This is a genomic window from Alcanivorax sp. HI0044 (genome assembly GCF_001634945.1).
In genome coordinates this window covers 1-824 of record NZ_LWEZ01000207.1, presented here as the reverse complement: position 1 = coordinate 824, position 824 = coordinate 1, and the positions used below count along the sequence as shown (strand labels likewise).

2 protein-coding genes are annotated in these 824 nt (G+C 66.5%); both read left to right on the top strand.

All coding sequences use genetic code 11. The features are described from left to right. The first annotated feature begins 8 nt into the window (after positions 1–8). Positions 9–167 (top strand): DUF1656 domain-containing protein, encoded by a 159-nt coding sequence (locus tag A3730_RS02505; RefSeq protein WP_369819032.1) that lies wholly within the window; start codon positions 9–11, stop codon positions 165–167. A 22-nt stretch (positions 168–189) separates the two neighbouring features. Beyond that, positions 190–824, top strand: a 635-nt coding sequence (locus A3730_RS02500; RefSeq protein WP_156500819.1) for a biotin/lipoyl-binding protein, incomplete at its 3' end; no start/stop codon positions are given.

The following is an 824-nucleotide window of genomic DNA, read 5'->3' as shown; positions in this document are numbered from 1 at the left end:
TGCCCAGCCTGTTACTGGTGTTTGTCTTCAGTCTGCTGTTGCAGTGGGCGGTGGACTGGGTAGGCGGCCGTTATGGCCTGTACCGCTATGTTTGGCACCCGCCGTTGTTTCGGGTGGCCGTATTTTTCTGCTGTTTTGGTGGCCTGGGTTTGCTGGCCATGCAATGAGGTGGAAGGAGGAGAGAAAACCATGAAAACCCAATCCCTGATTCGGGCCTCGGTCACCCTGTTTATGGTGGCGCTGGCCGCCTTGCTGGCCTGGGCCCTGTGGCAGCACTACATGTATTCCCCCTGGACCCGGGATGGCCGGGTGCGGGCGCGTGTGGTGCAGGTGGCGCCGGATGTGTCCGGGCTGGTCAGCGAGGTGGCAGTGGCCGACAACCAGACCGTGCAGCAGGGCGATCTGTTGTTCGTGATCGACCGCAGCCGTTACCAGAATGCCCTGCAGCAGGCGGAGGCGGACCAGCGCGCCGCCGAAGCGGCAGCCCGCGCGGCCGGTGCGGATATTCGTGCTGCCCAGGCCAGCGCCGCCAAGGCGCGGGCCGAGTTTGCCATGCGCCAGGCGGAATCCCGGCGCCGGGATCGTATCGCTGAAGCGGTGTCCCGGGAGGTGCGCGATAACGCCCACAGTAACGCCGATGCGGCCCAGGCCCAGCTACAGGCGGCCCAGGCCAGCCATCAACGGGCCACCGCCAGCCAGCAGCAGTTGCTGGCCCGCTTGCAGCAGGCCAATGCCGCCCTGGCGCTGGCGCAGCTGAACCTGGAGCGCACGGAAGTGCGCGCCCCGGTGGACGGTTACGTCACCAACCTGGCGCTGTATCCGGG